Annotated in this window: 30 protein-coding genes and 5 pseudogenes; 8 read left to right on the forward strand and 27 right to left on the reverse strand. The window is 41.7% G+C overall.

All coding sequences use genetic code 11. From position 1 onward, the window contains the following. Nucleotides 1-62 precede the first annotated feature (62 nt). The 5 genes and pseudogenes from QMK20_RS13965 to metH form a co-directional block, all read right to left on the reverse strand. On the reverse strand, nucleotides 63-911 hold the full coding sequence (locus QMK20_RS13965) for a deoxyribonuclease IV (RefSeq protein ID WP_283656277.1): 849 nt from the start codon (nucleotides 909-911) through the stop codon (nucleotides 63-65). Then, nucleotides 901-1,719 carry an Fpg/Nei family DNA glycosylase gene (locus QMK20_RS13970; protein ID WP_283652107.1) on the reverse strand — a complete coding sequence of 273 codons (819 nt, stop codon included), beginning with the start codon at nucleotides 1,717-1,719 and terminating at the stop codon, nucleotides 901-903. The genes QMK20_RS13965 and QMK20_RS13970 overlap by 11 nt, the downstream gene beginning before the upstream one ends. A gap of 73 nt (nucleotides 1,720-1,792) precedes the next feature. After that, nucleotides 1,793-2,581, reverse strand: a complete 789-nt coding sequence (locus QMK20_RS13975) for a TIGR01457 family HAD-type hydrolase (RefSeq protein ID WP_283656278.1) — start codon at nucleotides 2,579-2,581, stop codon at nucleotides 1,793-1,795. A 526-nt stretch (nucleotides 2,582-3,107) separates the two neighbouring features. Further along, nucleotides 3,108-4,041: pseudogene (rnz, locus tag QMK20_RS13980) on the reverse strand (ribonuclease Z). 79 nt (nucleotides 4,042-4,120) lie between these two features. Further along, a pseudogene (gene metH / locus QMK20_RS13985) lies at nucleotides 4,121-7,562 on the reverse strand (methionine synthase). Nucleotides 7,563-7,857: 295 nt separating this feature from the next. Here metH and QMK20_RS13990 point away from each other — a divergent pair. After that, complete coding sequence (locus QMK20_RS13990) at nucleotides 7,858-8,400, forward strand: cupin domain-containing protein (protein ID WP_044648279.1); 543 nt, start codon at nucleotides 7,858-7,860, stop codon at nucleotides 8,398-8,400. A gap of 111 nt (nucleotides 8,401-8,511) precedes the next feature. On the opposite strand, the gene QMK20_RS13995 is transcribed toward QMK20_RS13990, so the two are convergent. The 4 genes from QMK20_RS13995 to QMK20_RS14010 all read right to left on the reverse strand — a co-directional run bounded on the left by QMK20_RS13995 (nucleotide 8,512) and on the right by QMK20_RS14010 (nucleotide 10,817). Next, nucleotides 8,512-9,306 carry an HAD family hydrolase gene (locus tag QMK20_RS13995; protein ID WP_283652108.1) on the reverse strand — a complete coding sequence of 265 codons (795 nt, stop codon included), beginning with the start codon at nucleotides 9,304-9,306 and terminating at the stop codon, nucleotides 8,512-8,514. Between the two features lie 193 nt (nucleotides 9,307-9,499). Next, entirely contained in the window at nucleotides 9,500-10,009 is a 510-nt protein-coding gene (locus QMK20_RS14000; protein WP_283652109.1) for a hypothetical protein, read from the reverse strand. Nucleotides 10,010-10,136: 127 nt separating this feature from the next. After that, nucleotides 10,137-10,343 carry a DUF896 domain-containing protein gene (locus QMK20_RS14005; protein WP_044648282.1) on the reverse strand — a complete coding sequence of 69 codons (207 nt, stop codon included), beginning with the start codon at nucleotides 10,341-10,343 and terminating at the stop codon, nucleotides 10,137-10,139. Nucleotides 10,344-10,448: 105 nt separating this feature from the next. Further along, entirely contained in the window at nucleotides 10,449-10,817 is a 369-nt protein-coding gene (locus QMK20_RS14010; protein ID WP_283656279.1) for a LysM peptidoglycan-binding domain-containing protein, read from the reverse strand. A gap of 190 nt (nucleotides 10,818-11,007) precedes the next feature. Between QMK20_RS14010 and lexA the strand changes: the two genes are divergently transcribed. From lexA to QMK20_RS14025, 3 genes are all read left to right on the forward strand, one after another. Next, nucleotides 11,008-11,634 (forward strand): transcriptional repressor LexA, encoded by a 627-nt coding sequence (lexA, locus tag QMK20_RS14015; RefSeq protein WP_013310545.1) that lies wholly within the window; start codon nucleotides 11,008-11,010, stop codon nucleotides 11,632-11,634. 563 nt (nucleotides 11,635-12,197) lie between these two features. Then, nucleotides 12,198-12,368, forward strand: a complete 171-nt coding sequence (locus QMK20_RS14020; protein WP_283652110.1) for a hypothetical protein — start codon at nucleotides 12,198-12,200, stop codon at nucleotides 12,366-12,368. A 42-nt stretch (nucleotides 12,369-12,410) separates the two neighbouring features. Continuing rightward, nucleotides 12,411-12,551 carry a hypothetical protein gene (locus tag QMK20_RS14025; protein WP_283652111.1) on the forward strand — a complete coding sequence of 47 codons (141 nt, stop codon included), beginning with the start codon at nucleotides 12,411-12,413 and terminating at the stop codon, nucleotides 12,549-12,551. Nucleotides 12,552-13,066: 515 nt separating this feature from the next. Here the strand turns inward: QMK20_RS14025 and QMK20_RS14030 are convergent. From QMK20_RS14030 to QMK20_RS14090, 12 genes and pseudogenes are all read right to left on the reverse strand, one after another. Then, nucleotides 13,067-13,465, reverse strand: coding sequence for a LytTR family transcriptional regulator DNA-binding domain-containing protein (locus QMK20_RS14030; RefSeq protein ID WP_044648284.1), 399 nt, complete (start codon nucleotides 13,463-13,465; stop codon nucleotides 13,067-13,069). Nucleotides 13,466-13,482: 17 nt separating this feature from the next. After that, the gene (locus QMK20_RS14035) at nucleotides 13,483-13,629 is read right to left on the reverse strand and encodes a cyclic lactone autoinducer peptide (protein ID WP_014281452.1); all 147 of its coding nucleotides are present in this window, start codon (nucleotides 13,627-13,629) and stop codon (nucleotides 13,483-13,485) included. Further along, entirely contained in the window at nucleotides 13,626-14,162 is a 537-nt protein-coding gene (locus QMK20_RS14040; RefSeq protein ID WP_283652112.1) for an accessory gene regulator ArgB-like protein, read from the reverse strand. The genes QMK20_RS14035 and QMK20_RS14040 overlap by 4 nt, the downstream gene beginning before the upstream one ends. Beyond that, a complete protein-coding gene (locus QMK20_RS14045; RefSeq protein WP_283652113.1) occupies nucleotides 14,140-14,772 on the reverse strand; it encodes a hypothetical protein in 633 nt (210 codons plus the stop codon). Before QMK20_RS14045 ends, QMK20_RS14040 begins: the two co-directional genes overlap by 23 nt. An 835-nt stretch (nucleotides 14,773-15,607) precedes the next feature. Further along, nucleotides 15,608-16,294, reverse strand: coding sequence for a hypothetical protein (locus QMK20_RS14055; protein ID WP_283652114.1), 687 nt, complete (start codon nucleotides 16,292-16,294; stop codon nucleotides 15,608-15,610). A 3-nt stretch (nucleotides 16,295-16,297) separates the two neighbouring features. Continuing rightward, the gene (locus QMK20_RS14060) at nucleotides 16,298-16,444 is read right to left on the reverse strand and encodes a hypothetical protein (RefSeq protein WP_200893479.1); all 147 of its coding nucleotides are present in this window, start codon (nucleotides 16,442-16,444) and stop codon (nucleotides 16,298-16,300) included. Continuing rightward, the gene (locus QMK20_RS14065; RefSeq protein WP_283652115.1) at nucleotides 16,417-16,965 is read right to left on the reverse strand and encodes an accessory gene regulator ArgB-like protein; all 549 of its coding nucleotides are present in this window, start codon (nucleotides 16,963-16,965) and stop codon (nucleotides 16,417-16,419) included. Before QMK20_RS14065 ends, QMK20_RS14060 begins: the two co-directional genes overlap by 28 nt. Beyond that, nucleotides 16,916-17,629 carry a hypothetical protein gene (locus tag QMK20_RS14070; RefSeq protein ID WP_283652116.1) on the reverse strand — a complete coding sequence of 238 codons (714 nt, stop codon included), beginning with the start codon at nucleotides 17,627-17,629 and terminating at the stop codon, nucleotides 16,916-16,918. Before QMK20_RS14070 ends, QMK20_RS14065 begins: the two co-directional genes overlap by 50 nt. A gap of 150 nt (nucleotides 17,630-17,779) precedes the next feature. Continuing rightward, complete coding sequence (locus QMK20_RS14075) at nucleotides 17,780-18,040, reverse strand: group-specific protein (protein ID WP_283652117.1); 261 nt, start codon at nucleotides 18,038-18,040, stop codon at nucleotides 17,780-17,782. Nucleotides 18,041-18,731: 691 nt separating this feature from the next. Further along, the gene (locus QMK20_RS14080; protein ID WP_283652118.1) at nucleotides 18,732-19,502 is read right to left on the reverse strand and encodes a hypothetical protein; all 771 of its coding nucleotides are present in this window, start codon (nucleotides 19,500-19,502) and stop codon (nucleotides 18,732-18,734) included. A 445-nt stretch (nucleotides 19,503-19,947) separates the two neighbouring features. Further along, a pseudogene (locus QMK20_RS14085) lies at nucleotides 19,948-20,284 on the reverse strand (YolD-like family protein). Between the two features lie 110 nt (nucleotides 20,285-20,394). Next, nucleotides 20,395-20,667, reverse strand: coding sequence for a hypothetical protein (locus QMK20_RS14090; protein WP_283652119.1), 273 nt, complete (start codon nucleotides 20,665-20,667; stop codon nucleotides 20,395-20,397). 135 nt (nucleotides 20,668-20,802) lie between these two features. Here QMK20_RS14090 and QMK20_RS14095 point away from each other — a divergent pair, with 135 nt between their 5' ends. Together QMK20_RS14095 and QMK20_RS14100 are read left to right on the forward strand one after the other, a co-directional pair. Continuing rightward, complete coding sequence (locus QMK20_RS14095; RefSeq protein WP_283652120.1) at nucleotides 20,803-21,030, forward strand: type II toxin-antitoxin system HicA family toxin; 228 nt, start codon at nucleotides 20,803-20,805, stop codon at nucleotides 21,028-21,030. 44 nt (nucleotides 21,031-21,074) lie between these two features. Then, nucleotides 21,075-21,437, forward strand: a complete 363-nt coding sequence (locus QMK20_RS14100; RefSeq protein WP_283652121.1) for a type II toxin-antitoxin system HicB family antitoxin — start codon at nucleotides 21,075-21,077, stop codon at nucleotides 21,435-21,437. Nucleotides 21,438-21,527: 90 nt separating this feature from the next. Here the strand turns inward: QMK20_RS14100 and QMK20_RS14105 are convergent, their stop codons facing one another. Next, the gene (locus tag QMK20_RS14105) at nucleotides 21,528-22,004 is read right to left on the reverse strand and encodes a hypothetical protein (protein ID WP_283652122.1); all 477 of its coding nucleotides are present in this window, start codon (nucleotides 22,002-22,004) and stop codon (nucleotides 21,528-21,530) included. Nucleotides 22,005-22,124: 120 nt separating this feature from the next. On the opposite strand from QMK20_RS14105, the gene QMK20_RS14110 reads away from it, so the two are divergent. Then, entirely contained in the window at nucleotides 22,125-22,346 is a 222-nt protein-coding gene (locus tag QMK20_RS14110; protein ID WP_283652123.1) for a hypothetical protein, read from the forward strand. Nucleotides 22,347-22,366: 20 nt separating this feature from the next. Here the strand turns inward: QMK20_RS14110 and QMK20_RS14115 are convergent, their stop codons facing one another. The 5 genes and pseudogenes from QMK20_RS14115 to QMK20_RS14130 form a co-directional block, all read right to left on the reverse strand. Continuing rightward, a complete protein-coding gene (locus QMK20_RS14115) occupies nucleotides 22,367-22,567 on the reverse strand; it encodes a hypothetical protein (RefSeq protein WP_283656280.1) in 201 nt (66 codons plus the stop codon). Nucleotides 22,568-22,686: 119 nt separating this feature from the next. Continuing rightward, nucleotides 22,687-22,803 carry a sporulation protein YjcZ gene (locus tag QMK20_RS14120; protein WP_160789428.1) on the reverse strand — a complete coding sequence of 39 codons (117 nt, stop codon included), beginning with the start codon at nucleotides 22,801-22,803 and terminating at the stop codon, nucleotides 22,687-22,689. A gap of 160 nt (nucleotides 22,804-22,963) precedes the next feature. Then, nucleotides 22,964-23,098, reverse strand: coding sequence for a YjcZ family sporulation protein (locus QMK20_RS27695; protein ID WP_404520228.1), 135 nt, complete (start codon nucleotides 23,096-23,098; stop codon nucleotides 22,964-22,966). Between the two features lie 127 nt (nucleotides 23,099-23,225). Then, on the reverse strand, nucleotides 23,226-23,675 hold the full coding sequence (locus QMK20_RS14125) for a NucA/NucB deoxyribonuclease domain-containing protein (protein ID WP_283652124.1): 450 nt from the start codon (nucleotides 23,673-23,675) through the stop codon (nucleotides 23,226-23,228). 427 nt (nucleotides 23,676-24,102) lie between these two features. Continuing rightward, a pseudogene (locus tag QMK20_RS14130) lies at nucleotides 24,103-25,324 on the reverse strand (IS256 family transposase). Nucleotides 25,325-25,398: 74 nt separating this feature from the next. Between QMK20_RS14130 and QMK20_RS14135 the strand changes: the two are divergent. Beyond that, a pseudogene (locus QMK20_RS14135) lies at nucleotides 25,399-25,666 on the forward strand (tyrosine-type recombinase/integrase); the annotation flags it as partial. Nucleotides 25,667-25,675: the final 9 nt, after the last annotated feature.

Raw genomic sequence — 25,675 nt, forward strand, 5'->3', positions numbered from 1 at the left:
CCTTTTTCCCAAGGATGCAAGCTTCCTAAGCCTTAAAGATGAAGAACATCCGCCAAACTGTATTACTGCCAGCTTAGGATTAATTGAATATCTTCGCGATGGGTCCCATCATGTCCCGTTTCACTTTCCAAAACGACTGGAATGCCCCTTACAGGCTCCTGTTCCGTCATCCAACGCATACCCTCCAGACCAATACATCCCTGCGCAACACGCGCATGTCTGTCTTTTCTTGAGCCATACGGGTATTTGGAATCGTTCAAATGAACTCCGCACAGGGCTGGCCAATAGCCCAGACGATCCCCTTTTTCGATCAACGCCTCATCACGTCCACCGTTCCACAATCCTGCTGCATACGCATGACAGGTATCCAGACAAAAGCCAATGCTATCAGGATATTGACACAACTGGCGAATTTGCACCATTTCCTCCAACGTGGTTCCCATCGGGCCGTGATCCCCTGCCTGATTTTCAATCAGTATTTTAGCCTTTCCCAGCCATCCTTCCAGTACATCATCAAGACAACCAATGATATTTCGATAGCCCTCCAGCGGATCAGACGCATGGGTATGCCCAAAATGAACGACAGTCCCCTTTGAGCCACAGGCTTCAGCGATATCCAGATCGTTTCGCAATGAAGCAACTGTCAGCTCATAAAGCTCCTGCCCGCGTTCGCGCCCGTGAGCTGGATTAACAGGATATGGCGAGTGGCCAATAGATTGGATTTCATGCTTTTCACAGTAAGCTTTGCAAACAGCCGCATCAGCAGCATTCCATTCCTTCAGCCTAAGACTACGCGGGTTTTTCGGAAAATATTGAAAAGAACGTCCACCCTGCTCTCGTGCACGTACAGCGGCTTTGGAAAAACCACCTCGCGTACTAACATGAGAGCCGATCAGCAGTTTAGGCATCATGCTGCTGTACCGGGCAATAAAATGCTTTTTTTCCCGCCAGCTCAACCCTCACAATTTTCCCGCCATTTGGAGATTCTTCTCCCTCACGGTCATACACCCGACACTGATGATCAAAGCCGCCCGTTAGCGTATCCCCCTCCATCAGAGGCATTTCCATATAACCGCCTTCCGCAGTAGCTTCACGAAGCACGGATTGCGTAGCATGATACAGCTTTTCCACTTTTTCTGGCGATTGTACGATGTTTTGTACTTTGGAACCTGGTGTAAATCCGGCGATATAAGCAATTTCGTCCGAATAACAATTGCCGATACCGGAAAAAACATGCTGATTCACCAGCGTTGTTTTCAAAATACCCCGACGTCCCTTTAGACGTGCTGTGAACTTTTCTAATGTCATACGACGATCCAGCGGATCAGGTCCGAGGTCAGACATCGCCTCTTCTGTTTCTTTAGCCGTCAGCAAGTGCAGGTAACCCAAGCGCAGACCGATAAAATAAAGCTTTACTCCACTAAAATCCAGTTCAATTTGAACCGTGCGATCAGGACGCTGCTCCTCCGTTCCCAGATACAACAGTCCTCCCAGCATCAGATGCAGCACTAGCCGCCCGCCCGTGTTCAGATGAAAAATCAAGTGCTTGCCTCGACGCTCCATATATACAACGGTAGTTCCCAGCAATTGCTTCTCAAACGTTTCCACATCGGTATTAATGGATTTCACACGGTTAACCGTCACTCCGGTAATCGGAATGTCCAAAATTTGTTTTGACAATAGCGTTCTGTAGTTCTCCATCTCAGGAAGTTCCGGCATGTCAACATCTTTCCTTTCGTAGCTGCAAATCACTTTTGATTCTTGCAGATTTTTTTAAAATGTATATTTACTATTACTTAAACTCTTCCTGGAGCCAATCCTGCAATTCATCCAGATTGTCGAAAATCAGGTCAGGTTTTACTCCAACGGCACGCATATGTCCGTCCATATTAGCGCGGGTCGAAACACCCGATAGAATCAGAGCTGTTTTGCAACCTGCCGCCGCACCTGCCGCAATATCGGTAAGCATATTATCGCCCACAACCAGAGCTTCATCCGCTCTAATGTTCAAGCGATCCAGCGCATAGTTCATTAACACGCTTGAAGGCTTGCCGATGACGACGGGCTTTACCTGTGATGCCGCCTCAATCGCAGCTCCAATCGTTCCTGCCCCCGGCGTAAGTCCATCTTGTGAAGGTAATTGGAGATCCGGGTTTGTCAAAATAAAAGTGGCTCCTTCCCGAATCCATCGCATGGCAGCAACCAGCTTATCATATGTAAATTGGCGATCTATCCCCTGCACCACATAATCAGGGTGATCCTCCACAAGCTGCAATCCGGCATCGGTAAGCGCCTGATGTAATCCCGTTTCACCAATACAATATACACGTGCTCCAGGGCTTTGCTGTGCAACATATTGTGCAGCCGCCAGCGCCGAAGTACATACTTCATCGCTAACTGCATCAATTCCCATACCGACCAAATGCTCCGCCACCGACTCAGGTGTGCGTGAAGCATTATTCGTAACATAAGCATAAGGTATCTGGTTCGTGCGCAATTGGGATATGAGCATATCCGCACCCTTGATCATCCGGTTCCCATGGTACAATGTTCCATCCAGATCAATTAGTAACGATTTTATCGTAATTCCCTCCCGCGCTTCAAATCAATTCATCATAACATTGAAATTATAATTCATCCCATGAATGATGTTCACCCTCTTATTTAATCACCTTAATCATTCAGGTCATAAAATAAGTTGGCCTCCCCATTTCATCTTATCTATCTTAAGTCAAAAATACGTATGAAAGTCCATGAATTGCTGATAAACCGTTCAAAATAATGCCATTCCTCGCTAAAAGCCGTCGCTTTCCCAGGGAATAAGCTTGCATCTCCGTCGAAATCCATCGAAGATGCCTAGTCTTCAAAGGAAATTTCCTGTATTTCCTGAGCCTGCTCAAAATACAAACCCTTTAAAATTCGATATATAGAAAACCGAATATGACATGTCTCCATATGTGGTAGTACAAATTCATCCGACCCCACCCATATGTCGTCCTCATCTCTTGTCGCATCCTGCGCTTTCCCGGAAAATAATTTCACAGGAAAAACAAAGGCGCCGGAGCAAGCCCCGACACCCATACACGTTTATCTTCTATAACTACCGTTTAAGAACCGATATCGGGCACTGGTAACAACACATGCTGCTCCGCCAGCAATGAATTGGGGAATATACTCCGCGCTTCCTCCAGCAACGGCTGAAGCTGCTCCTGATCTTTATATCTGGAACTAAAATGCGTCATGATTAATTGGCCCGCACCTGCCGCTTTTGCTGCTTCCGCTGCCTGGAGCGCTGTACTGTGATGATATTCATACGCCGTTTCCGCAAGCTCATGCAGAAAAGTAGCTTCATGAACGACAACCGTTGCATCTTGAGCCAATACTACGGTATTCGGGCAAGGTCGCGTGTCACCAAGAATGGTGATGATACGTCCTTTTTTCGGTGCACCCAATACATCCTGGGGATGAAGCATGACTCCCCCCCTCCACCTCTACGCTTTCTCCACGTTTCAGCTTACCATACACCGGGCCGGGCTTGATTCCGTATCGCTCCAGCAGCTCCTGATTGAGCTTGCCGGGCTTATCCATCTCTACAATACGATAACCGTAGCTGTCAATACGATGATCCAGCAGAGCCGACTCGACACGGAATTGCCCGTCATCAAACAATAGTCCTCCCGTATGCTCCACAATATGTAGTTGGTAGTTGATACGGGATTGGCTGATTCCCAGCGATAATTCGATGTACTGCTTGAGGCCAGGCGGCCCGTATACCGTCAGCGGTGTCGTACCTCCCTGATACGCCCTGCTCGACAGCAGGCCTGGCAGACCAAAGAGATGGTCTCCATGCAAATGGGTAATGAATATTTTTTCAAGCCTGCTTAGCTTAAGCGGCGAACGTAGTACCTCCTGCTGAGTTCCTTCGCCGCAATCAAACAACCACATGCTTCTTCGTTCCTCCAGCAAACGGAGTGCGATGGACGTCACGTTTCGCTGGATCGTAGGCACACCTGCATTCGTGCCGAGAAAATAAAATTCCATGACTTTAACCTTCTTCCTGCTGACCAGCAAAAAACCTCCGAAGCTCGGAGGGTCTTTGCTATCCCATCTGATAAAGGTGTTACACCTTTTCGACGTTAAAATACTGCGCCTGAGGGTGACTGAACACCATGGCTGATACAGAAGCCTCCGGTTCCATCATAAACCCTTCCGTCAGCTCAACGCCAATATCCTCAGGTTTCAACAGCTGGAACAATGGCCCCTGATCCTCCAGATCAGGACATGCTGGATAGCCAAAAGATACCCGTATGCCCTGATATCTAGCCCCATGCCGCTGTTTCATCGTCATGTCTGCCGAGTCCGGGAAGCCCCAGCTGTCCCTTATAATATGATGAAGTCGCTCGGCGAGTCCTTCTGCCACTTCCAGCGCTACCGACTGAAGTGCATGAGAGCGTAAGTAATCCCCTTTTTCTTTCCATTGCGTGGAAAGCTGCTGAATACCGTGACCCGCCGTAACGACCATAAAACCTACATAATCCATAACTCCAGATTCCACCGATTTCAAGTAGTCAGCCAGACATAAATAAGGCTCTACTTGTTGACGCGGAAACGTAAATGTGTGCAGTACCCTGTTCACATCTGATGGATCATAAACCAAAATCTGATCTCCCTGTGACTGCGCCGGGAAGAAACGGTATACAGCATGTGCCTGAATAATTCCATCCGTAACGGCTTCAAACATGATGCTATCTACGGTTTCCTTCAACTGAGTCGCTTTCGGATTCCCCGAAGCCAGCAATTGCTCTACATTTCCTTTTAATCCAAGATGGTGCCCCATCAGCATCTGCATATTCACATAAGGCAAAATATAATTGAGCGGATAGTTACGCAGTACATGACGATCCGTATCCGGCGGAATATAGACGGGCAAATCCTGAGCGATTTTAGAGCGAACAGCCCGGGTAAGTTTAGGCAACGGCTTGGCTTCCACGACCGTTGCGGCTTCCGCTTCCCGTTCAGCCTCCATTTCCTCAGCCATTTTCTTGCGGGACTCAGGATTCATCAGCTTGTTAGCTATGTCCAAACCATCCATTGCATCCTTCGCATAGACAACCATTCCGTCATACTCGGGACGGATACGGTTTTTCGTAAACTTACGCGTCAAAGCAGCTCCGCCAACCATAATCGGGATATCAATATTCGCATTTTTTAAATCCTGTGCAGTCAACACCATCTGTTGAGCCGATTTAACAAGCAAACCGGATAAGCCAATCGCGTCGGCCTTTTCTTCACGGTAAGCCTCAATAATGCGTTCTGGTGGTACTTTTATACCCAGATTTACAATATGGTAACCATTGTTGGATAGAATAATCTCCACCAGGTTTTTACCAATGTCATGCACATCACCTTTGACCGTAGCCAGCAAAATCTTTCCTTTTACCGAGGATTCATTTTTTTCCATATACGGTTCCAAGAAAGCGACCGACGCCTTCATGACTTCAGCGCTTTGCAGCACCTCTGCAACGATCAATTCGTTGTTGTTAAAGAGACGTCCTACCTCTTCCATCCCCTTCATCAGCGGTCCATTAATAATCTCCAGCGAAGAATATTTGGCAAGCGCTTGCTCCAGATCCGGAATCAGTCCCTCCTTACTACCCTCTACTACATAGGAAGCCAGCCGCTCTTCGAGCGAGAGATTGGACACCTTCTCTTTTTTCTCCACTTTCTTATTACGGAAAGCAGCCACAAAAGCGGATAAAGTATCGTCGTTCGTTTTATAAATCAGGTCTTCGGCGAGCTTCCGTTCATGCTCGGGTATCGAAGCATAACGTTCGAGCTTCTCCGTATTTACAATCGCATAGTCCAAGCCTGCTTTGGTACATTCGTATAGATAAACGGAATTGAGCACTTCACGCCCCGCCTCCGGCAAACCAAAGGACACGTTACTGATACCCAAAATGGTGTGAACTCCTGGAAGTGCTTCTTTAATAATCCGAATACCCTCAATCGTTTCCTTGGCCGAACCGATGTATTGCTCATCACCTGTTCCTACGGGAAATACGAGCGTATCAAAAATAAGATCCTCGGGTGCCAGACCGTAACGGTTCACCAGCAGATCATAAGAGCGTTTGGGCCACTTCAAGCTTATCCTCACGTGAAATAGCCTGACCACGTTCATCAATGGTTCCAACAACAACAGCCGCGCCGTATTTATGAATAAGAGGTGCCATTTTCTCAAATTTCTCTTCGCCATCCTCCAAATTAATGGAGTTAATGATCGCCTTCCCTTGCGAATATTGCAAGGCGGTATCAATGACCTGAATATCCGTGGTATCAATCACGAGAGGAACCTTTACCTTATTCACGACCAGCTTCAAAAAGGCTTCCATATCCGTCATTTCATCGCGGTCCGGGTCCTGTACACAAATATCAATGACATGTGCCCCACTCTTTACCTGAGCACGGGCAATTTCAGATGCCTCTTCATATTTGCCTTCCACGATCAAACGCTTGAATTTGCGGGAGCCGAGAACATTTGTTCGTTCACCAACCATATAGGGACGATTTTCCTGTTCAATATATACAGGCTCAATACCCGATACAGCCGGTGGGTGATGGCCTTCCAGCGGGCGCGGCTCAAACTGCGCCATACGTTCACTCATAACCCGGATATGCTCAGGTGTAGTACCACAGCAACCTCCTGCAATATTCAGCCAACCTTTTTCGGCGAAAGCGGCCATTTTACGGGCTAATGAATCAGGTGATTCATGATATTGACCGTTTTCATCAGGCAAACCTGCATTCGGATAACAGCTAATTGCTGCTGAGGACATATCAGAGAGAGAGCGAATGTGATCCCGCATAAACTCCGGTCCTGTAGCACAGTTCAGCCCAATCGACACCGGATGCAAATGTTCCAGCGATATGCAGAAAGACTCAATATTCTGACCTGCCAGAGTCGTTCCCATTGGTTCAATCGTTCCCGAAATCATTATGGGAAGCTCCGTACCCGTCTTCTCAAAAGCCTGCCGAATTCCAATACTTCCGGCTTTGACGTTAAGCGTATCCTGCGAGGTCTCCAAAAGCAAGGCATCCACGCCGCCTTCAATTAGCGCCAAGGCTTGCTCTTCATAGCTCTCGATCAGCTCCGCAAACGTAACACCACCTGTCACGGATAATGTTTTCGTCGTCGGTCCCATAGCTCCTACAACAAAACGAGGCTTGTCCGCAGTACTATACTTATCTGCCGCGTTACGCGCCAGTTTAGCTGCAACCAGATTAATTTCACGGGCGCGCTCCGGTATATCGTAATCCGCCAAAACGACGGATGTCGCTCCAAAAGTGTTCGTTTCAATCAGGTCTGATCCGGCCTCCAAGTATGCTTCATGTATCCCTTGAATGACATCCGGTCTGGTTAAGACCAACATCTCGTTGCAGCCCTCCAGCTCTTCCCCGCCAAAATCGTCGGGGGAAAGATCCTCTTGCTGGATCATGGTGCCCATGGCCCCGTCAAGAATGAGTATTCTTCGTTGTAATGCATTCTGTAAGCTAACTTTATCCAAAATCTCTTCACCCCCGCAAAACGTTAAATCCTAGTTTAGCAGAAACCGTATCATTTAGATAGATTGAAGTAAAAACATACGTTTTATACGGCTTCTTCTGCACAAAAACAACTCTCGATATTCATTTTTACAGTTTGCTGCATAATGAGACGCACTTAGGCCAGGGTTCTTTTTATATTGGAATAGGACGAACCGTCATTTGCAACATAAAATGTTTCAGACCTATATTGTACAACGATTCAAGACATGATATTCTGTATACAACATTAAACCAAGTGGAAAAGAGGGATAATCTATGGCTGAAATCTTAATACGCAATACGAATGTACGAATTAGCGATGAAGACAAGGTACGTGAATTTTTGGAGAGTCAAGAGGTATTGTACGAGCATTGGGATGATTCCAAGCTGTCCGGGGAGCTGCAAGAAAACTTCACCCTGACAGATGAGCAAAAAGTGGCTGTTCTAAGCACTTTTGAAGCCGAAATCAAGGACTTAGCCGCCCGCCGTGGGTATAAAATATGGGACGTTATCACCTTGTCCGAAGCAACGCCGAATTTGGACGAGCTACTTGCCAAGTTTGAGCAAATTCATACCCATACCGAAGATGAAATCCGTGCTATTGTAGCAGGCAAAGGCATTTTCATCATTAAAGGTCCTGAAGAAATCGGATATTTTAATGTTGAGCTTTCACCTGGTGACGTTATTTCCGTACCAGAAAATATTCCTCACTTCTTTACCTTAATGGAAAATCAGAAGATCGTCGCAGTACGTTTGTTCATCGAAGAAAATGGGTGGATTGCCGAACCGTTTGAAGATCCATCGTTTATTAAGGCATAATACTATAATACGAATCCATCCTAATGTGGATAAAGCAACTCCCTCTGCTCTGAGATGCCTGAGCGGAGGGAGTTTTTTGGGCTTGTTACTATAATAAGAGCCGAAAAGCACTTACTTAAACGATTGAATAATTCCATCCAATTCGGACAGATGCTTAATTTCGAACTTTGGCTTGATTTCTGTAGTATTGGTTTTGGCGTTGCGGTTCACCCACACGGAGTGCACACCTGCCGCCAGAGCCCCTTGAATATCAGTCGTCAGCTTATCCCCCACCATTAAAGCATGTTCAGGCTCAATACCGAGAAGCCCCAAAGCATGCTGAAAAATAGACGGGTCCGGCTTACCTTTACCAAACGAACCTGAAATAACAACGTGATCAAAAAATGGAGCTAACTGCGGAACCCCATCCAACTTCTCCTGCTGTAGATCAGGGGAGCCGTTTGTCAACAAAAGAAGCTTATACTGCCCTTTCAACTGCTCCAGAATCTCAAACGTTTCTTCATAAACATGGGGACGGGTGCGTCTTTCCAAGGCAAATTGGGTTGCCAGCTTTTGCGCTAACTCTTCATTATCTATCCCCAACTGTTGGAGACCTCTACGCCAAGATTCCTTTCGATAAGCAGGGGCCAGCTGTTCCAATTGCCGGAACTCTGGCTGCTCTCCTGCCGTAAAATTCGCCCACAATCCCTCAAACGGATTAATGCCAATCAATTGAGTAAAACTAAAGGTTTCATAAGACTCATACAAAGCACGCGCTTCCTTGCGGACTGCTTCTTCCAAAGCTTTCGGATCAACGCCTGCTTCCAGGGAACCTGTCTGGCACGTTGCGTCAAATGCCTCTTCTACACTGCGCTCATCCCACAGAAGTGTATCATCAAGATCGAACATTACCGCTTGAATCGTCATCTGTATTATCCACTCTCTTTCCACTTTATATGTACGCTTGTTCTGCCTTGTTGCGTCTACAAGCATTCCAATCGTTATGTGCCCATATTAATCAAGAGGCCGCAATGTGTTATATGAAATAACATCATGCGACCTTATTTACAGAGGCTACAGGCCCACGGACAATTTAAACGATTCGAACCAACAGAAGTCGTTATTTTTTGTCTACTTGAACCTGATTAGATAGCGCAAACTTCTCAAGCCGCTCTGCAATGGCATCCGTATCATAACGGCCCAGTGATTTTGTAAAAATAAAGTTGCCACCCTTACCTTTTCTTTCAACCGTTACGTAACCCTTTTCAATCTTGATGGCTTTCATATCCTCTGCCGTCATTGGACGCTCTCTGCCACCCTTCAACATATACAGCGTGCTCTTTCCAACCTTCAAATAAGGACGGCGGATGAAAAAGATAACAGCCAGCATCAAATACAAGCCGAATACAAGCCAGTCCATGCCGCGCATACCAGTCTTAGTCAAAAAATAACTCATGAGCATATACAGAACTGCAAGTCCAGCCAACATGATTGGCACGGTAATATTACGTCCACGGAAAATATCCATTGCAGAACCGGCGCCACTAATGGTTTGGATGCCTTGCTTTTTGCGCGATTTATTCAAATGCGCTGTGTTTTTGCGAACTTTTCTTTCAAATGACCGGGCCATCTCTCAATTCCCTTCCCAAATATATTGCTTAAAACAATTGCTACCAATCCTAATCTATATAGATACCAAAAATAGATACCTTAAAAAACGAAAAGCAAATTACGCGGGCTAAGCCGCTTTAGCGACATTAATGCGTCAGCCCACCATTTCCCTTCGACGTATCTTCGTCCACAATTTCAATCGTATCAAGTTGCTGCCGGAAATTACGGCGAATGTTATCCAAATAAATTTCCCGAAGATTGGCGCGCTCTGTTGTTTCCTCTTCCGTCAATCCTTCGGCTTTTGCTTTGCGAGCCAATTCATTGATGCGCTGTACCAAGCTGTCTATATCCAAATTCTGTCCCCTCCATATAAGCAAAGATATAATACACTTTGACATGTAGAAAAGAGCTTGTCAAGGTTCCCGTATCACGTTCCCTGACAGCTCTAATGTGACTGATCAGAAGTGCGGAAGCTTTAAAAGCTGGCCTGCCTGCACTCCTCGATCTTCCATTCCGTTAATCCGAACAATTCCTTCTATATATACCCGTGTATCCATTCGTTCCGGTTTATGAGTGGAGGCAATCCGCCACAATGTATCCCCAGGTTGCACAATAAGTTTGGTCACCTCTTCATTCGAAACCGAAGGAGCCGCGAATACCGTCAGTACACCTGCACCCGCAATCCAGGCAACGATAACCAGAATAAGAAGTTTGGGCAGGAGACTGTTGGAAATGGTCCGTACAAGCTGCGCCCTTCTCTCATTCCGGACATTTTGAATCTTTTCTAAATTCATTGGAAAAATACTTTGATATGTGCTATATTTCATCATTTGTCGCGTCCTCCAAACGTTTGTTCCTATGTTTTTTCACAATATAACACGAACATTTGTTTTGTTCAATAGAAAAGAGAACAAAAGTTCGTGATTATTTTTTAGGATTATTTAGAACTTACGTTTGTACGAACGGAGGTTCTATGCTATAATTTTCCCAAACGTTACTAAATGGGGTTGATACGGTATGTCTAAGATTTCAAGCCGCCAGCAGGCCATTCTTGAATTTATCCGCAATGAAGTGCGTCTAAAGGGTTATCCCCCTTCTGTACGCGAAATAGGTGAGGCTGTCGGATTGGCCTCCAGTTCTACGGTTCACGGTCATTTGGATCGTCTGGAGAAAAAGGGACTGATTCGTCGTGATCCAACGAAACCGCGGGCCATCGAGTTACTCGGCCAAGACGAATCGGATAACAGCAACTTGATTAATTACTCAATTAGTCGTGTTCCGGTCGTCGGCAAAGTTACAGCTGGTCTGCCTATTACAGCAACAGAAAATATTGAAGATTACTTTCCTCTTCCCCAACATTTTGTTGGTGAGGATAAAATATTCATGTTATCTGTTGTAGGAGAAAGCATGATTGAAGCTGGTATTGCCAACGGAGATTATGTCATCGTACGTCAACAGCAGACAGCCGATAACGGCGATATTGTCGTGGCCATGACAGACGAGGACGAGGCTACTGTTAAAACTTTTTACAAGGAAAAAGATCATATTCGACTTCAACCGGAAAATCCGGCCTTTGAACCGCTTCGTCTGACGCACGTCAGTATTTTGGGCAAGGTTGTAGGACTCTTCCGGGACTTCCACTGATTTTTCATTTTTCAGCCCCGTTATTCTTCCCGCTACAACAAAACCGGCTGCCCATGGCAAGCCGGTTTTGTGTTGATTTTATGTACACAAAATGTTCCTCACAGCTATTCTTTTTCCTTTGATAGCCCATAGATTAAACGGTTTATACCTGCAATTACTGTTCTGTATATTGGTGGATCAAAAGAATTATATCATTATTTTAGATAAATATGGTATATTATCTGAACAACTGAATAATCGTATTCTTAACCAGGAAGCGTATTACGAGAAAAAACTTAAAACCCTTTATAATAAGTAATATTTCTTTTACCAGCTTCTTATCTTCATTCTTTACTATTCTACTTATGCTAATCTGCTGTAACTTTCTCCTACAACGTAAAGTGGGAAAGGATACGGCAGGTAAGCATAAGTTTTTTTACGTTCCGTATCTCCATACTTTATTAGTTTCTGAATATTAGGATCATAGGTGATAGCTTCTTTTTGCTTTTAATAGATTTATGCTGATACATTGCTAGCGCTACTGACATATGAATAAAGTAGACCTTAGCAAAGGAGATAAGAAGATGATCAAAAATCGAGTCAAAACGTATAAGCACCGTATCGGCAAGAACAAATTTCTGGTCGTAAAAGTCTTTCAGGCCGCAGCCGCCGAAACAAGAAGCGGTAACGCACTAGCCACCAATGCATTGAACATCAAAATTTCCAAACGTAACCGTAAGCATAAACACTTCTAAAATTCATCCGTACCTTCATTTCTTGTGAAGGGAGGTGATATCATGTGTAAAAGACATTTCAAACGTCACGTGAGAAGAAGAGGATTATCGATCCGTTCAAATCAGAGAGCGATTGCACGTGCTAGAGGTAACGCACTGGCTGTTAATCTGTTTAGTGTAAATGATAGACAACGCAGACGTTAATGATTGTTTTTAAGCGAAAAGCGGGAAGGATTTCTTCCCGCTTTTTTGTGCCGCATTATAGTGTAAAACGGATATTGAACCAATATTAAGGGGCCCTTTAGCAGTCGGTAGGACTTTATCATTTTCAACAGAATTTTAACATTTGAAGTAAGTGAATACTGATAAAAATTTCGTATTCTCTTCATCTAAATCCCAGTCCTGAGAAAATTCAAAAAAATGCTTTTTCATGTCTATTCTCCCCTGTGAACTATTGTGTCTTTATCTTTACTGTATGATCATTTATCCTATGTACTCTGAACGAAATGCTTTTCCTCGTTTCATAAACATAAGGAGCGAAAATGTTAACTCAACACAACCCATTACCTTCTCCCATTCTTTTTCCCTTGATTATGAAATTCGAAACTCTTACCTATATCAATTCCTAAAATTAGGGACATATGAACAAAAATCAGGGTGCTGAATGTCTCTTATGATTCGACAATATAAGCCGAGTATTTTTGACAAAAAAAGAGCCGCTATCTAGTAGCAACTCCAGTGAAGATTATGTTCGAATTAATGAAACCCATTTCCTCTATAACCTCGTCAAATCGGTGATAAGAGATCGGACACCTCTTCGATGTTTTTGTTATCTCACATTCAAAGTAAGCGTCTTTGAAAATGCCATTAACAATTTTCACCTTTTCCACATTCAGAGTATTGCTTCTGTCTACATTCAAGAAATGGAACCCATTATTATTTAGGAAGCTTTCCCAATGCCTTAGGGTGCCGATCATGTAATATGTTTTTTCGAATGTGTGAACTAGAATCTGATCCCTCTTACGTCCTTTAGATATGAAAAGAACCTTGTCCACTGGTATGTTTTCGCCCTTGTTAATACCTCGAGAATCATCAGCTGAGACGGTTAAGTTTAGCATTTCATATATCTCCCACTTTATTTCAACAGTTCTTCAGGTGGTTCGGGACTGTGAATCCAAGACAAACTCGCTGTACTCACTGATACAACTGCAAGTGAAGTTAGTAATATGGCAGCATTGTAGTACATACCAATCTTAAATTTACTAAATTTAGGACTTTTCATTTTTCGCACCTCCTCTCTATTAACGTTAAGCTTTGAACAAAAAAACTAGCAGCTACCACCGGAAAAGCCAGCCACAAATTAAGTGTTATTATTGCAACCCCGCAAATTTTTAACAATGGGTAGTGCCGTTTAGGTATACGAGTCTTCCCGTCTATTCTAGACGGAGCATAAACCAAGACAAGTATTATACTTAATATCGAAGTAATAACTATCCAATTATAGTTTAAATTCACAAAGGACAGGGCGGTAAGTAAAGCTGTAGATACAACAATGCATACTATATTGCTCTTTAAATGTATTCCTCCTACAACTTGACGCAGTATAGAAAAAGATATCATCGCCAGTACAGTTTCCTGCACCTTACCCGTAATAAATGAAATACCAATAGTTAACAAAATGATTGAAACTGTATTAATCACAACGGCTATTCCATGTTTTAAAACCGCAATAGAAGCTGGATGACCCGGTACAACTGTTTTGATATGAGTTGCAATATCAAGAGCGATAGAATCAAGATTTTTTATAATAATCACGCTCCGTTTTTAGCGCATAGTACAGAAACATTCCAGATGCCAAAGCTATAAATAAAATACTCAAAGGAAAATTATTGACGTAGAACATAAATGTACTAGCTGCTAGTACCCCAATTATTAAAATAACAACAAGTACATGTTCCCACCTAAAACGCAAGCTTTCATAATCTGCTGTAAAGCCTATTTTGAATTTAAATAGTAACCATGATATAGCTAACACCCATGCACTGGTTACAGCTTGAGCTAACGATCCCTCTGGAGAGGTCTGCATGTCTGATGTCAATGTACCAAAGAGCATTACTATGATTATTGCTTGAAACAGCGTATACAAAAACGTACCTGTAATGGATATGATAGCTGCCCAAATAATGGGCATCCTTACAACAGTAGTTATCAATAATGTGAATAATATAATGTTTATAGTCGGAGCAAAAAAAGACAACGACATTTCTTCTCTCAACACCATACTTTGCAAGTTCATGATCAGGCCGATAAACAAGGCAGGCCAGACAAAATCTAAAGCTCGGATTCTAAAAATAGTAAGCATTAAAACAAACGCCGCAAATGTTTCAACATTAGAAAATAGCAAGAACCGTATAGGCTCCCACATAACACATATCCCCTTCACTCAGTTGTAACCAACACTATAATTCTATATTTGCTATAACAGCGTGGCAATACAATTATCTGTTTATTTGGAATATTTTATGTATTATTTTAGGTAAATATTTTTCGATCGTTTCCTTATAATGTGTTTATTGCTCTAAGAGCCATATTTCAAAAAAGCTCATTTCACGAGCTGGGAAATACCATTTATCACCAATTTTTCCTTTCGAAAACCTGGGATCATGGAACGTGTCCAATATCGTGCCCCAACTCATACAAGTTCTCTTCTTTGATTATTTAGGATGATACAAACGATCCAAAAAATCATCAAATACAATCAGCCAAAAGAGACAAGACAACATGGCATTAATACACCGATGTTCTTGCTTACGGACTTCGATCCAATTCACAAACTCTTCCTTTGCAATTCTTTTCCCTTAATGTAATTCTTTCATTGGCTAGCATGAAGAAATATGAGTCTTTTACTGAAAAGTATTTTGAAAATAAAAAGTTTGGGGGCATTTTGAGGGCAACTATATATCGGATTTATAATTTTTACTCACTGTCCCCAAACTAAAAATCCCTCAACGCTCAGAGCGCCAAGGGATTCCACATTTTAGTAAAGCGTCAGATATTGATCACGTTCCCATTGATGCACTTGGGTCCGGTTTAAGTTCCATGGATTTCTAAATTATCATGTGGTACTTAAACACCGATAATTAAATAATAAAAGATAATTAATTTTTCCAAAGTAGCATAACGTATATACTATTTGTGGGTAATTTGTGGGTGTTTTTGTGGGCAGACTCAATGCGATTTATAGGCGCATTGAGTCTTTTTTATTCATTAATAACAAATGTGAAGTGAACTGAACCTCCGAATATATCTGTTTCAATTTTGCTAACTAAGCTGAGATTAATTAGGGTATCCTTATAGGCCGGATATAAGTAAGGAAAAGCTTCCTTACAAGCTTGCACTGTTAACCCGATTCCATACGATTTATCACCAGAATTGAAACGTGGGACATAATAATTTTTCTTTTGTTCCCACATATCTACACTGATCATATCTGAAATTTTAAAAAAACCATTTTCTGCTGACTTACCCGTTTTTAAAATTTCTGCTCCGAAAATGTAGCGCAGTTCCCGTTCAGCGCTGATTGCATCTTTGTAAATTTGTTTCCAACGAGACAAATTAGACGCGTTTATACTTTCTTTATTGTTCTTGTTTTTGAAGGTAACCTGTCCGCCCGTATAATCTCCCGTGATTATTTTGTCTACAAGGCTAATATTGACTAAATTAGAACCATCCAAATTAGCAAAAGTGGGCAGACCAGATAAACATTCGTGGAGAGTGGTGGGAACGGTGAATTTTCCATACAACGTATGAAAAAGTGGGATATGATAATTGCTTTTGGGTTTCCACAATTCAATCACCACCAGGTGATTTTCGCGAAAAAAAGAACATTCCCCTAATGCGTTGTCACTCAACAATTTGGTGGCAAGAATCCGCTTTCCATCTTCCATATATCAATTCGTTTCTTTACTCTTCTGATCTTTTTTCTTCAGCTCTTCTGGTATTGGTTTAGCGCCAAATACTGTTTTTTCATTTTTGGTAGATTCGTCAGCGTATTTCCCCAGTTTTACATTTAAAGCTCTTGCCAATCTCTTGTCCATTTCCGTTCCCCTCCTTTCCATAAAGGAAGAATGCTGAAAGCTTGTATAGCTAAAGATAAGCATATTATGTGTGATTGTATAAAGAAATTCAATGCACAAAACAAAATACATACCGCTTTATAATATTTATGTTTAGTAGTTTTGTTAATATAAATAAAATGATTAGGCGCATAAATGACAAACACTAATAATGAACAAGCACTAATAATAAAAATCGTTGGCACATTCAAAGCGATGAAAGGTATAGTTACACATATTGCCGTTGTAAAACAGACACATAACGTAAGATTGCGGAAGTGTGCCCCTCCTGAAAATCTCCTCATAAACATAATAGTACCCAGTGCTAATAACGCTCCTAAAAAGTGCCCTGCCATCCAGCCTACTACTGCTACTAGGAATACCGCAGAAACTTCAGTGATTTTTATACCAAGCGCATATTCCATCACTTCTACACTTGTCGGACCATCGGGGTCAGCTTTTTTTATTTCTGTTGCGATGTGCCTCGATAGCGCTTCTAGCATCCTCGTAATCCCCCCGATCTGAAAAGAAATAGGACAATCCGAAAGTAAACAATGAAATGGAAAGTAATCCTATTGTATTAGAGTTATAAAGCATATATAAAGTAATAGAGATAGTGACCGCTGATATTAGCGCACCTATAATTAACATCTTATTTAGGGATGAGAAATAATTTTCACCTCTTAAAAAATCGTGTGGAGGCTGAATTATAAACGAGAATCCTAAGTTATATTTCCCCATAACAAAAGAAATCAAATATGCAATAATGATAGAAGATACCTGAATAAAGTAAACAGAAAACCCAGAAGTGTAATTGATAACACCCGGTTGTGCTACTCCGAAAAAATTCGCAAATAGATATACAAATAGCTGTAGGTTAATGTAGGCTGTTAGACCAGAACCTGCAGAAAAAGCCGCAAGATGTGTTTTGATCCCTAAACCGAATCTAAAAAAGATAACCATAAACAAATATTGAAACGGCAAATCTAATTTAGGCACACCTATAACTACCCTCATTAGAAAAGAAAACAAAGCTATGCCAATTGTGTAAAATAGTATTTTTCTACGATATTCCCAGACGGGAAGCATATAAAGCTTTAAGACCAAAGTAACAACGGCCAAAGCATCGAATACCCCAAGTAAAATATACAAAAAAGCAGATAACACAGATACACCATCCTCCTATTTAGCCTGCTGTAATTGTATATTTTACTCGGGTTAGTAGCAATGCAATAACCTAGTAAACTGGTAATTTTTGTCCTCATGTAAGGTATATTTTTGGGGTTGTGTTAATTAATCCGTTTACGAGTAATTGATTCATTGCTCTAAAATCCATTGCTCCAAGAATGTTCTCGTTTCACGAGCTGGATAATACCATTTACCGCCGATTTTTCTTTTTGGAAATCTAGGATCATAGAAAAATGTTCCCAGTATCGTATTCCAACTCATACAAGTCTTTTTCTTTAATTCATTTGTATCCCAAAATACATATTCAGCATCAACTACTTTCACCAACTCCGAAATTTTCTTCAATATAATTTTTTTCGCTTCCTTTTCATCTACACTAATCTCAATCAAAATCCTCGTCCCTTTTTTGTAGAATGCAAAACTAATTAATGAACGCAAAAAAAATTCTCGGATATGTGCCGAGGAATCGTTTTAACAAAAATTATCTTTCACATGCCACTCCATCACGATTCAGCTTCATACTCAACTAAACCGCATGTTAACTTAAACCTTTGTGAACAAATTAAAGCTCCCTGGTAACCACATTTGCTTATGATAACCTCTATTTTTCCATTAATTTATTGAATATCTCTCTATCTTTGGAAGTAAAGTCGGAAATCCGTTTCTTTTGCTCGTATGTGTTGGTACTTGAATCCAATTTAATGAAGCTATTTTCACCGACCAAATACACAATATTTTTTTTATCTTATATGACACAATATTATCAACAGCTTTTCCCAGTGGATCAGCAAGATGATTATAAAGTATTAAAGGGTAGTGCGGCCCCCCTCTAAAAATTTGAAAAGTCCCGTCACCAAAATATTCTACGGTATCTTTGCCTGATGGGTATTTATACTTCGTATTATCCCCAGAATTCACCAGGAAAATTAGAGTAGTAGTTGTAACTAGTATAGCAATCAAGATAATGATGTATCTACGCTTCATCTGCGATTTATTCCTCACTTCCAAGCTTTTCTTGTATCAGTTACTGTTACATGAGACGTATACTCATTTAGTGTTCCCCATGATTCCATTAAATTTGTTAGGTTTGCTGCAGCCCAACCAAGTTTGTTGTCCCCAGTAAACATTTGTTTAAAATTATACTCAAATTATAGACATCAGAATACGTTGTAGTAATTTTCCATTGCCCGTCAACGTAATTTCCATTTATTTTATAATACATGTTGTGAAAAGCATTATATAAATCTCTATCACTTTCTAATCCCTCAGATCCATTATATGAAAAACTTTTAATTTTATTAGCGTTAGCTTTTTTGACTGCGGCATTAACTATTGCGATGTGCTCTTTAGATTTTTTAACTTGCTGCGCCTCATATGACCATTCGTTAAAGTATAAATTTCCTGGTTTGTAATCAAGTGAATGTTGAAGTAAATTGGCTGTGATGTCTCCGTACTTCTTTCTAGCTATAGGAACAGCTACTAATGTAAATGCTTTACGATCAGGATAATGTATTACAGTGTCTGTCGAATCTTTTACCTGTTCTACACCTCGCACCCAAGCCTTTTCTAGTTCTACAAGAGGATTTTCAAACGGAAAAGTATTATTTCCTGCATACACTAACATATTCTTACTATATGCGCCTTCCAGTACTTTTTGCGAGACATCAGACTGATCCTTTTCCCTTGTTTCCTTAGGTTCTAACTGAGGACTGTATTGAATTTTTCCCAATTGATCTTCTTTTTGTTTTAAAACAAGTTCAAACTCAAGTATCTCTTTGCTGGTATCAATCTGTTCTTGATACTTATCTACATAAGCGTGTGTAAACGTAATATCTCGGATCGTCGTTTTCATTTCTCACGACTTGGATATTACATTTTCGATAGTAGTCCTCACTATCAGGTTTATATTCTGTGTTTGCCCATGTATACAGCATGTTGGAATTATCCGCATTGTCTATAACTGAAGGAAGCGAATGAAGCTGAATTTTGCTTCGAATATGTAGTGAATGTGCCAAATCTGAAGACTTAGCTAAAAGGTTTTGGGACTATTGTTCATATAAGTAAAGCTAGTGATTTCACCTTTTACAAACTCGATTGGCTCACTACCGGATTTGCGTTCTATTCTTAATGAAATGCACATTGAAGTAATCTCCTCTGTTAATTTAATCTAGTTTTATAGGAAAAATTTATGAAAATACTAATTTCCAAATATTAATATATACGAAAAATATTAAATAGTAAACAAATTTTCAGCTTGGTAAAGGACGTAAAAAAAGCCCCGGTTACCTGGGAACCTTTTATGTACTTGCAGAAATAATATCCTCCAACTTAACCCAACTAAAATCATCTTCGTATTTGGACAGCTTCACTTCCCGTCTGGCTGTGTTTATAGACGTAACGACACCCGTCATAACCGTATCATCGAACGGGCTAAATACAGTCAACGTGACAGTCGTACGTAAGTTGTAGGAGTCTATAAGCGTCTGCTCTATTAGCTGTAACCTCTTGGTCGTCCAACTCCGGCTTGCCGCGCCGCTGACGGTCTTTCATTAGCTTCAAATATGCTTCCTTGTGCTCGGGGATAATTATCCTAGAGCTTTCCCATATTCCATTGCCTTCAAGTTTCTTTCCCATGTATGTAGCCTCCTGTTGTGTAATGTACAAATTATATATCGAACATACGTTCTGTACAAGGGATTATTTTTACCAACGAACAAAAAAATAAACCTCGGATTGCTCCTGGCTTAGTATTCGGTAAAATATCTATTCGCATTTCCGGGTGGCATGATGATCTTCTGGTCCCTGTCCCATCCTTCGATAATGACGATATCCCGCAATGAGGACTTATCCGCCCACGTAATATAGTTATTCTTCTCAAGAACCAGCAGCCCCGCCTTTATGTCCGCTACACTTCTGCCTGTCTTGATCTCCAGTTCCTTCATTGTGGGCATCCTACGGCGGCCTGCTGAAAAGTTGTAGAGTATCCGTAGTAGCTTGCGTTCGATATCAGGTAACAAAGCAACCAACTCCTTCACTAGTCATTATATACAAACATGCGTTCTTATAAAACAAAGAATACTATTCCAAAATAAATGTCTCATTCTCTTGCTTTATGGTACTATATATGGTACCATATATGCAGGAGGTGAGACATGGCTAGGATAAATAAATTGATCCAGAAAATGAAAGACCGCCCAAACGGGATTCGATTTGAAGAGGTCGAAAAGGTACTTGAACATTACGGATACATAAAGGCAAGGCACGATGGAACGTCACATTGCCAATTCCGAAATGATAAAGGCGACCTAATCACCGTCAAAAAGAAAAACCCATTAAAGGCGGCGTGCGTCAAAGACGTACTGGGTCGGATCGGGGAGTGAGCGCTCCCCTTTCCTTATCCTCAATATATCCTAGCCGATATATAATGGCAAATAATCAACAAAAGGATTTAGCGTATTACATGTCGCTCCCGTACACTATACAGATTCGACCAATGAACGACGAAAGCGGACACTACTTTTACTCAACAGTAGCGGAATTAGACGGTTGCCAAAGTGACGGAGAGACCTTTGCTGAAGCTTATGAAAGTGTTCTTGAAGCCATGAAAGGCTATTTGTCTGTTAAGTTGGAACATGGCGACCCTATACCTGAACCTGTAGGAGAGAATGAATACAGCGGCAAGTTTAATTTACGTGTACCCAAAAGTCTGCACCAGCAGTTAGCAGAACGGGCAGCAGCCGAAAATGTTTCACTTAACCAATACTGCCTATACAAACTTAGCAAATAAAAAAAGCTCTGCCGACCAATTAAGGTTAGCAGAGCTTTTTTTTGCTTAGAGTATTCAAAATCTACACCATTCATCTTATTGTGGAATATCCTATAAAAGTAACATTAAAGCTTTAGTAACCCACCAGGCAGCAGTTTCATTCCCAGTCACTTGCAAAGCTCCTGCATATATTGCATCTTCAATAGCTCCAGTGAAGTTGTCAACAACACCTAGGATCTGTAAGAAACCCTCAACTCCAATAAAAGCTTTCACTGAGGCCGGAAGTTTATCAAATCCTGCTTTTAAAGCTTTTACTGCCCAACTCAATTTCCCTTGTGTTTGATACTCTCCACGGTCTTCTTTATTTTGGATGGCTTTAATAAAATCATTTTTTTCCTGCTCAGACAAATTGAAATATTCGGAAATACCTTCGATATCTTGTAATTCTGATTCACTAAGAGAATCCTTAGCACTACTAGAAACACTACTAGAGTCTGTAGAAGGCAATGCGTACATTGAGGCTGGTACCGCAATCACACCTGTTAGTAAAGTTGCGGCCATAAGTGAGGTTATCCAAACTTTTTTCATCACTTCAACTCCTCATTGTTTTTTATATTCATTTACCATTTATGTAATCGTTACACTATTTATGGTAAACTATAGTTAGTTTTATATCAACTTCTATTTTTGATTTAAAGGAGGTATTTGGTGAAAAATATTTGGAGATTTATCATCGCACTGCTCATCGGCAACATTATCGGGAATCTAACTTACGGAAGGCTAGAATTTTTTCAATACAACACAGGAACTGGATTTTTCACATTAGAAAATCTCATTAAGTTCATTATTGACTACGGCCTGGCTGTGATTATTGCATTAATCATATATGTCTTGATTGGAAAACTTTTCATAAGAAGTGATGAGAAATAAACCAAAAGGACTCCTATGGGCTAAATACCAGTGGAGTCCTTCTTTACATCTACTCTAAATTCAAACTGATTCCTCATGAAATATTTTCCGTTAATCTTGATCGACTCAGGCGAAAATTTTTCTACTGGACCACCGTAATCCTCAAACGTCACCCGTAATTCTTCGTCCACGGACACAACATATGCTCTTACCTGGCTTAATGCTGATGCAAACAGTTCGATATCTGATTTTTACACTTTATATGTATGGTTCATGCTGATCACCTCGATAATTCATTCGGTGAATGGTATTCAATAAAAAAGACTCTGCCAGCATTACGCCAGCAGAGCCCCCAGTCCAATCATACCCAAAATGCTTTTGAGATAATTACCAACAGGATAAACAATACCAAGATTGCACCTATAGAATGAAATCCGCCGTATCCACCATAACCTGCTCCACCTTCATATCCACTCATGGCTTGAACCTCCTTTATTTGTAGTACAACATAATATATGCACAAAGACTTCAGAGTACAGGGTATACAGGTAATAATTACAAAAGCTCATCGATCACATATCAATAGAGCCTTTTTACCTAAACAATGATTGGGCATTACCGTGACATTGCTTTAGAAATTAAATCCAAAATGCTTTAGTGATGATAACCAACAGAATAAAGAGTACCAAAATTGCACCCGTCGATGTGAAAGGACAAAAACATTTTTCCCTACGCTCTTCCTTGCGCTCAACTCCTCCAACACATTCACTCACATGAACTCCTCCTTTCATTTAGACACCATACACCGTATGTGTCACTCAATAAATTTGGAAAGGCTAAGTGGAAATGACTTCAACGAAAAAAATCCCCGCCGACCAGTTAAGGGTTAGCGGGGATTTCTCATTTAACGATAAATTCAACTTTTGTGCCATCCGCATATTCGTCCAACTTGTGACCTACCCATGATCCAGCTCCACGATTATCCTTCGGGCTTATGTACTTAATATCCGCCCCCTCCCCACCTTCGGAACACATCGCCATAGGCCATTCATCACGATCCTTGCCCTTCTTGGTCGGTACGCCTTTGAGGGACAAATCACGGTTATGCTCGGCTCCATCGCGGTCAATTGTACATACTTGTGACTTTCCGGCTGCTATGGCCTCTCGGATATGCTGCGCTGTCTCGGGATAACGATCGGACGGAAACTCTAGCTTAACCTTGTCGGCAGACACCTGTGTTACTGGATTAGCTACAGGCTCTGTTTTGCTGGGTCTAGTTGCTTCCTGCTGTTGCACGTTGCAGCCAGCTAATAGGACTGTAATAAGTATGGTAAATATCCACCTAAACATATGTATTCCTCCCCCTAAACGTAATAACACCCCACCAGCTTGGCCAGTAGGGTGTTACCGATGCTTTCGGATTTATATATCACGATAATATTTTTGATTGATTTTAAATGTTTTTTTATAGGGTTCATATTGATCCATCGAAATAAACATTATGTAATGAAAGCTCAATAACCCAACTTTCCAATATAAGCTAAGTTATTGAACTCACGCTGGGATTCTAATAAAGCTAAAGAAGTTTTTCATTTCTTATTTTCGTTTTCTTTCAGGTAATACCAGTAGTTTAAAATAAAAAATCTTAGACTGGTACCCATCAGCATAATGCATATAATAATTGTGAAGTAGCTAAAATAACTAATTATAAGGGTCTGTCAATAATTTTGTGTAAACTCTTTTAAGCATAGATTCGCCCGAGGGGGAAAACGCGAATCTAACGCAAGTGTTGACCGACCCGATCGGGGGAAAAGACCGAAAGCTGTAGTAGCATTTGCCCCCAGTTTTGGACACGGCCTGTCCATTTTAGAGTGACATCGACGGTGGCCAAATAGAGCATTTTAAGTAGGGCTTCATCGGTAGGGAAAATGCTCTTTCCCTTCGTCACTTTACGAAGCTGACGGTGGTAACTCTCGATCATATTGGTGGTGTAGAATGAGTTTGCGGATTTCAGGTGGGTACTTGAAAAAGGTAGCAAGTTCGTCCCAATGGGTCCGCCAAGAACGGATAATCAGGGGATATTTGGCTCCCCAAACTTCCTCGAAGCGGTCGAGTTCAAGTAAGGCACTTTCCTCGGTAACTGCCTTGTAAATGGGCTTTAAGTCGGCTGTTACTTTCTTAATGTCCTTGTATGACACGTAACGGGTGGAGCTGCGGATTTGGTGAATAATACACTTCTGAATTTCGGTTTGGGGATAACAGGCTGCAATCGCCTGAGAAAATCCAGACAGGTTATCCACACAGATAATGAGGATGTCTTGAACCCCGCGATTCTTGAGTTCATTCAGCACGCTGAGCCAGAACTTAGAGGACTCATTCTCACCAATCCACATGCCGAGCACGTCTTTGTTTCCGTCCAGATCGATGCCAATGACCATGTAGGCTGCCTTGTTGATAATGGCCCCGTCTTGTTTGACCTTGAAGTGGATTGCATCCAAATAGACGATGGCGTAGACGCCTTGCAGAGGCCGATTCTGCCACTCTTTAATGAGAGGTACAATCTTGTTCGTGACATTGGAAATGAGCGTAGGAGAAACCTCAATGCCATACATTTGTCCCAGGTGATCCTGGATTTCCCTGGTGCTGATCCCTTTGGCGTATAAGGCGATAATTTGCTCTTCGATGCCGGTTACGTTTGATTGATGCTTCTTGACGACCAGGGGCTCAAACTCACCTAGGCGGTCCCGAGGGATGGTGATTTCCTGTTCGCCGTACTCGCTGACTACCGTTTTACGGCTCTTTCCGTTCCGACTGTTTGGCGTAAGTTTCGCCTTCACTTCATGCTTTCCATAGCCCAAGTGGGTATCCATTTCGGCTTCCAGCATCTCCTGAATCGTCTCTGCAAATAGATCCTTTAACGCATTCTGTGCATCTTGCGCGGTTACCAGATTGTTCTCTTTAATGAATTCCCGAAGTTGCTGTTTTGACCAAAGTCCCATGTGTTCTTCCCAACCTTTCTCTTACTTCCATTTTAATGGGTTTGAGAGTTTACACAATATATTTTACAGACTCTGGAAACCCGATTCCAAAATCATCTTTATTCAATGCTTTTTCGCGCATCTTAAAGCGCGCTGGTTTACCCCCCTTACCTATTCATTCTCTACGTCATACTCATGCGGTCTTGCTTTTAGAGACAGGTGTCCAAATGAAGTATGTACAGGAACGGCTTGGACACGGAAGCATGAGAATTACCGCCGGTGTTTATGCCCATATATCTAAAAAAAATCGAATCTGACAGTATGGACAAATACGAATCGTTCACTCAAAAAATATTTCAATAATAAATTTTT

Source organism: Paenibacillus sp. RC334, assembly GCF_030034735.1.
GTDB classification, from domain to species: Bacteria; Bacillota; Bacilli; order Paenibacillales; family Paenibacillaceae; genus Paenibacillus; species Paenibacillus terrae_A.

Bases quoted from the DNA above. Each gene is read 5' to 3' on its own strand.
- QMK20_RS13995 (WP_283652108.1), bottom strand. From the start codon at position 9,306: ATGACGATTCAAGCGGTAATGTTCGATCTTGATGATACACTTCTGTGG.
- QMK20_RS14095 (WP_283652120.1), top strand. From the start codon at position 20,803: ATGGCTAGGATAAATAAATTGATCCAGAAAATGAAAGACCGCCCAAAC.
- QMK20_RS13965 (WP_283656277.1), bottom strand. From the start codon at position 911: ATGATGCCTAAACTGCTGATCGGCTCTCATGTTAGTACGCGAGGTGGT.
- QMK20_RS14055 (WP_283652114.1), bottom strand. From the start codon at position 16,294: ATGGAAGATGGAAAGCGGATTCTTGCCACCAAATTGTTGAGTGACAAC.
- QMK20_RS14065 (WP_283652115.1), bottom strand. From the start codon at position 16,965: ATGCTAGAAGCGCTATCGAGGCACATCGCAACAGAAATAAAAAAAGCT.
- QMK20_RS14020 (WP_283652110.1), top strand. From the start codon at position 12,198: ATGATCAAAAATCGAGTCAAAACGTATAAGCACCGTATCGGCAAGAAC.
- QMK20_RS13990 (WP_044648279.1), top strand. From the start codon at position 7,858: ATGGCTGAAATCTTAATACGCAATACGAATGTACGAATTAGCGATGAA.
- QMK20_RS13970 (WP_283652107.1), bottom strand. From the start codon at position 1,719: ATGCCGGAACTTCCTGAGATGGAGAACTACAGAACGCTATTGTCAAAA.
- QMK20_RS14025 (WP_283652111.1), top strand. From the start codon at position 12,411: ATGTGTAAAAGACATTTCAAACGTCACGTGAGAAGAAGAGGATTATCG.
- QMK20_RS14010 (WP_283656279.1), bottom strand. From the start codon at position 10,817: ATGAAATATAGCACATATCAAAGTATTTTTCCAATGAATTTAGAAAAG.
- QMK20_RS14125 (WP_283652124.1), bottom strand. From the start codon at position 23,675: ATGTTTAGGTGGATATTTACCATACTTATTACAGTCCTATTAGCTGGC.
- QMK20_RS14060 (WP_200893479.1), bottom strand. From the start codon at position 16,444: ATGGACAAGAGATTGGCAAGAGCTTTAAATGTAAAACTGGGGAAATAC.
- QMK20_RS14080 (WP_283652118.1), bottom strand. From the start codon at position 19,502: ATGAAAACGACGATCCGAGATATTACGTTTACACACGCTTATGTAGAT.
- QMK20_RS14105 (WP_283652122.1), bottom strand. From the start codon at position 22,004: ATGAAAAAAGTTTGGATAACCTCACTTATGGCCGCAACTTTACTAACA.
- QMK20_RS14035 (WP_014281452.1), bottom strand. From the start codon at position 13,629: ATGAAAAGTCCTAAATTTAGTAAATTTAAGATTGGTATGTACTACAAT.
- QMK20_RS14120 (WP_160789428.1), bottom strand. From the start codon at position 22,803: ATGAGTGGATATGAAGGTGGAGCAGGTTATGGTGGATACGGCGGATTT.
- QMK20_RS14000 (WP_283652109.1), bottom strand. From the start codon at position 10,009: ATGGCCCGGTCATTTGAAAGAAAAGTTCGCAAAAACACAGCGCATTTG.
- lexA (WP_013310545.1), top strand. From the start codon at position 11,008: ATGTCTAAGATTTCAAGCCGCCAGCAGGCCATTCTTGAATTTATCCGC.
- QMK20_RS14045 (WP_283652113.1), bottom strand. From the start codon at position 14,772: ATGTGGGAGCCTATACGGTTCTTGCTATTTTCTAATGTTGAAACATTT.
- QMK20_RS14030 (WP_044648284.1), bottom strand. From the start codon at position 13,465: ATGCTAAACTTAACCGTCTCAGCTGATGATTCTCGAGGTATTAACAAG.
- QMK20_RS14100 (WP_283652121.1), top strand. From the start codon at position 21,075: ATGGCAAATAATCAACAAAAGGATTTAGCGTATTACATGTCGCTCCCG.